The sequence below is a fragment of the Rhodococcus ruber NBRC 15591 genome, from assembly GCF_001894945.1.
In the GTDB taxonomy this organism is placed as follows: Bacteria; Actinomycetota; Actinomycetes; order Mycobacteriales; family Mycobacteriaceae; genus Rhodococcus; species Rhodococcus ruber.
On the sequence record NZ_BCXE01000047.1, the window covers coordinates 1 to 4,439 of the forward strand.

The 4,439-nt window shown below is 71.6% G+C and carries 5 protein-coding genes; all 5 read right to left on the reverse strand.

Features of this window, described 5'->3' with window-relative positions; all coding sequences use genetic code 11:
• Positions 1 to 13: 13 nt before the first annotated feature.
• Positions 14 to 598 (reverse strand): TetR/AcrR family transcriptional regulator, encoded by a 585-nt coding sequence (locus tag RR3_RS24270; RefSeq protein WP_017681591.1) that lies wholly within the window; start codon positions 596 to 598, stop codon positions 14 to 16.
• 98 nt (positions 599 to 696) lie between these two features.
• Positions 697 to 1,347, reverse strand: coding sequence for a superoxide dismutase family protein (locus tag RR3_RS24275; RefSeq protein ID WP_040273568.1), 651 nt, complete (start codon positions 1,345 to 1,347; stop codon positions 697 to 699).
• Positions 1,348 to 1,395: 48 nt separating this feature from the next.
• On the reverse strand, positions 1,396 to 1,800 hold the full coding sequence (locus tag RR3_RS24280; protein WP_010594882.1) for a membrane protein: 405 nt from the start codon (positions 1,798 to 1,800) through the stop codon (positions 1,396 to 1,398).
• Positions 1,801 to 2,096: 296 nt separating this feature from the next.
• Positions 2,097 to 3,617 (reverse strand): metallophosphoesterase, encoded by a 1,521-nt coding sequence (locus tag RR3_RS24285; RefSeq protein WP_017681589.1) that lies wholly within the window; start codon positions 3,615 to 3,617, stop codon positions 2,097 to 2,099.
• Between the two features lie 41 nt (positions 3,618 to 3,658).
• A complete protein-coding gene (locus RR3_RS24290; RefSeq protein WP_064066724.1) occupies positions 3,659 to 4,216 on the reverse strand; it encodes a TIGR03086 family metal-binding protein in 558 nt (185 codons plus the stop codon).
• Positions 4,217 to 4,439: the final 223 nt, after the last annotated feature.

A 4,439-nucleotide genomic window follows, 5' to 3' on the forward strand; every position in this document is an offset into this window, starting at 1 on the left:
ATTCTGGAAGCAGTCAGCGGGCGTCGGCGCCGTCGAGCGACAGCTGGATCTGGGTGTGCAGCGCGTGGGTCAGGTACTCCGGCGGATACAGTTCCGGACTGGCGATCGCGTCGAGCGCCAGGCCGTTGACCGCGGCCAGCAGCAGTGCGGCCCGGGTCTCGGCCTCCGCGGTGCCCATCCGGATCAGGACGGCGGACACCGCGGTGCGCATCGTGAACAACGTGGTGTGCCGGATCGTGCTCAACGAGGGCGACGTCGCGGCGCGCACGGTGAACGCCGCCATCACGTGTGCCTCGGCGGTGCGCTGCTCGTCGAGCGGCAGCAACTGGCTCAGCGCCGCGAACAGGGTGCGCGCCGGATCGATGTCCGGGTCGACGGTGCTCAACCGCGTCAGCACCCGCTCGGCGAGCGATCGGAACGAGTAGGCGAGCATCTCGTCCTTGGTGGGGAAGTGGTGCTGTACGGCGCCGATCGATACACCCGCATGGCTGGCCACCTCACGCACGCTGGCGCCGTCGAGCCCGATCCGTGCCGCGACCTCGAGCAGGGCAGCGGCGAGACGCGTGGGGCTGGTGGTGGCATAGGGACGCGCGCGCATGGATGCACCGTACCTGCAGGTATCCCCATACGCCGGTATGGGGCACCGCACGACACCTGCCCGATGTGTCCGGTCCACCTTCCGCGGTCGGACCCCGGTCAGAAGTCCTCGTCGACGCAGGCCAGACGAGCACCGGCCATGCCGGCCTCCCCGGGGCCGGTCTTGGTGCGCTCGGCGTGGAGCACCACCGAATTCGCCTCGTCGTCGCGGAACTCCCAGTCGACCGTCGTCGACGCCTGAGCGTTGCCGTTGCCGTCGGTGGTGATGTCGAGCCAGACCTCGTTCCCGGGATTGGCGAAGGCGGGATCCGTCGACGGGGATTGCGGGGTGGCCGCCGGGTCCACGTCGTTCTGATAGTGCGGACCGGCGTCCGACGGCTGCGGCCCGCACGGCTGCGTGTGGACGTGCACGCCGAAGTCACGGGTGGGTGCCAGCCCGCTCGCCTCGAGCGTGACCGTCGTGCGTCCACCCTCCTCCTCGGATTCGACGGTCACCGTCGAACCGACTGGGACGGCGGCCTCGTCGTAGGTGAATGCGTTGTCGTCGCCACCGCCTGCGCCGGGCAGCTCGAAGGCCACTCCGTCCGTGCCGGGCAGTGCCGTGGGCATGCCGGTGGTCGTCGTCTCCGAGGTGGGGGGCGCCTCGACGGTGGCCTGGTTCTCCGTCGAGGAATCATCGCCGCCGCACCCCGCGACGACGAGTGCGGTCAGGGACACGCCTGCGATAAGGGTTGTGCGTCGTGTGTTCATGTGTCGGCGGTACCCACGGTGCGTCGTGCCGAACCCGCGACGGGACCCTTACCTGGACATCCCGCCGATGATCAGGGACAGGCCCGCCCCGAGGAGCCACACGTCCTTGGCGATCGGCGTGCCCTGCTGGGTCGGGCGGAAGGATCCGCCCTCGTGCATGCCGGGCATCTTCCAGTACATCGCGAGCAGGCCCGAACTGAACGCTGTCAGTGCGGAACCGGCCACCACGGGGGAGACGAAGGGGGCCAGCAGCAGGGCGCCGACGCCGATCTCGGCGGTCGACAGGGTCTGGCCGAACGTCTCCGGCCGCATCTTCCCGAGCCGGGGGAGCGCCTTGCTCGCCATGTCCTGCAGCCCGGCCGCGGCCTCGGGTGGGAGATCGCGCTTGCCCAGCCCGGAATTGAGGATGAAGGCGCCGGTGGCCAGCCGGAGCGGAACGTTGCTCAGTCGCACGGGAACCTCCGGAGGATCGGATGCCGCTGATTATCCCGCATTCCCCCGGCGGCGGGAACTCCCCGCGCCGTCCGGGTGCAGCACACCGGTCGGCTCGGCCGGCGGGAGCACCCCGCGGCCGGGTACGGCCGGCGGCTCCTCTTCGGCAGCGTCCGCGCGCCGGCCGCCCACGGTGACGCAATCGTTGCGAACGGCAGAGCGCACCGCGGGCGACGCCGCCGACGCGCTCGGGGAGGCCCGCCCCGGAAGCCGCGCGACGACCGCCGAACCTGCCTCGGCGGCAGGGTGATCCGTGCTCATCCGGGTATCACCGCGCGGGGCACGCCGGCACGCAACTGCACGTCCACCACGAAATCGCCGTCCTCGGGGGTGTAGCGGCGGCGCGGGTCGTGGTCCTCCACCCGGAAACTGTCGAGGGCGGGCGAGTGGGTGGTGACGGCGACCGTGCCGCCGTCGAGATCGAACTGCAGCAACCGCTGGAATCCCGTCGCGCGCCGGCCGTCGACGAGGAAGTACTGATAGTCGGCGAGCATCTCGACCACGCGCCGGTCACTGCCGGGGATCGGGCGGTCGGTCACCGTCGTCTGCCCGTCGACGTGCCCGGACAGCACCATGAACACCGACTCGTGCGGCACGACGAGCCGGTTCCAGATCTGCTGGCCGGAACTGCCGCCGATGTCGCCGAATCCACTCATCCGGAGACGGCCGTCCTCGTCGAGGTAGTAGTGCGCGGCGACGATCGTGTTGCGGTCGGGATGGGCGGCCAGCACCCCCTCGGCCCAGTGCATCACGTGCTCCGGCGGGTTGTAGCCGAGGTAGAGGACGAGGAAGGGGGTGCCGGCGATCTCGAACAGGTCGTAGTGCGCCGAATTGTCGGCGTCGGTCACCGAGTCACCCCACTGCGGCCGGTCCCGGTACCGCTGCGGCCCGAAGTACTCGTTGTACAGCGCATGGTTGCGTTCGTGCTCGCCCGGCACGAGCCGGCCGGCGACGTTCCACAGGTTGTCGTGGTTGCCGGGCAGGACCCCGTAGGGCACGCCGGCCGCCTCGAGAATTCCCATCGCCTCCGACGCGACCTCGAACTCCGTGCGGGCGCGGGCGTCCGGGGCGCCCGGCCGGATCCACGACTGGATCAGGTCCCCGGTGTGCACGGCGTAGGCGATCTTCCGGGCACGGGCCTGCTGCGCCGTCCACGTGGTCATGTCCCGGAAGACGGCGGTGTCGTCGCGGGCGAGGTACTGGGTGTCGGTGAGGTGCTGGATCGCGAAGTCGTAATCCGCCGGGTCGGCGAACGCCTGGTCCGGTGCGGCGTCGCGGAAGCTCCGGTCGCGACGGGGCGCGTCGATCACCAGGATCTCCAGGGGGCCGGCGACGTCGGTGACCCGCGCCTCGAGCACGATCGGTCCGCCGGGCACCTCGGGCCGCGCGACGGCCCGCGGCTCGCCCCACGAACCGTCGGTGCGCACGTGCAGGGCGAGGTCGTCGAGGTTGACGCTGCGGCCCTGCCACCGGAGCGTCACCGACTCGGTTCCGGGGGGAAATTCGAGTTCGTAGCGGACATAGGGATACTCGTCGAACTCGTCGCCGACGGACGCCGGTGCGCCGCGCTCGCCGACGGCGCGCGGGAGCGGCGGGTCGGCGGAATCGGTCACCCCCGCGTACATCGTCGCGGACGTCGCCGGGACGTCGGCGGTCAGTCCCGTCGCCGGGATGCCGACGGACGTGACGGGCGCGGGCGGGGTGACCTCGGCGGGACCGGACAGGAGGGCGGCCACGGCCAGCAGCGACACCGGAAGCCACCAGCCCGGAGCGCGCATGCCCCGAGGCTACCGCCGGTCAGGCGCGAGGTTACCGCCGGTCAGGCGCGACGCCCCAGGTGCGCGAGCACCCGGGTCTGCCGGTCGGCGTCCGCCGGTACCTCGACGGCCGGTCCGCAGACTCCCTCCATCCGGATCGAGTCACCCAGGGCCTGCGCCGTCGCCTCCGCGAAGTCGAGGTCCTCGTCGTCGACGGTGTCGTCCAGGCCGGCGGCGCGGGCGAGGTCCCAGGCGTGCACCACGAGGTCGAAGTTGTAGAACCGCGCGACGGTCGCGGCCAGGGTGGTGCGGCCGAAGTGGCCGTCGTACTCGAGGCCGGCGCGCCGCGGATCGTCGAGGATCGCCTGCATGCCGTCCCGGGTGGCGGCCCAGGCTCCGACCGGGTCGGTGTCCGGCGACGGGCCGGCGGGCAGTTCCAGGCCGACGACGGTGACGATCTGCCGCTGCGTGTCGACGACGTGCCGCAGCACGTCGCGGGCGGACCAGCCCGCGCAGGGCGACGGCGAGTCCCATCGGTCGGCGGGCACGGCCTCGACGCGTGCGGTGAACTTCGCCGCGAGTTCGCGGTAGTGACGGGCGGGGGAGAGGGTCTCGGTCATCTGGTGTTCGGCGCGGATACTGCCTCGTAGACGAGGGAGCACAAGCGCCGTCCTCCTTTCTCGGTGTCGGGGTGGTGTCGGGCACACGTGTCGGTGGGTGCGGCTACCGTGCCGGGCATGGGGGGTGAGGTGGTGCGCTACAACTACCGGTTGCGGCCGGGTCGCCTCGCCGAACGTGCCCTGCTCGACGAGTGGCATCGCTGCCGGTTCCTGTGGAACGAAG

Coding starts and splice junctions, on each gene's coding strand:
- RR3_RS24270 (WP_017681591.1), bottom strand. CDS start 598: ATGCGCGCGCGTCCCTATGCCACCACCAGCCCCACGCGTCTCGCCGCT.
- RR3_RS24290 (WP_064066724.1), bottom strand. CDS start 4,216: ATGACCGAGACCCTCTCCCCCGCCCGTCACTACCGCGAACTCGCGGCG.
- RR3_RS24275 (WP_040273568.1), bottom strand. CDS start 1,347: ATGAACACACGACGCACAACCCTTATCGCAGGCGTGTCCCTGACCGCA.
- RR3_RS24285 (WP_017681589.1), bottom strand. CDS start 3,617: ATGCGCGCTCCGGGCTGGTGGCTTCCGGTGTCGCTGCTGGCCGTGGCC.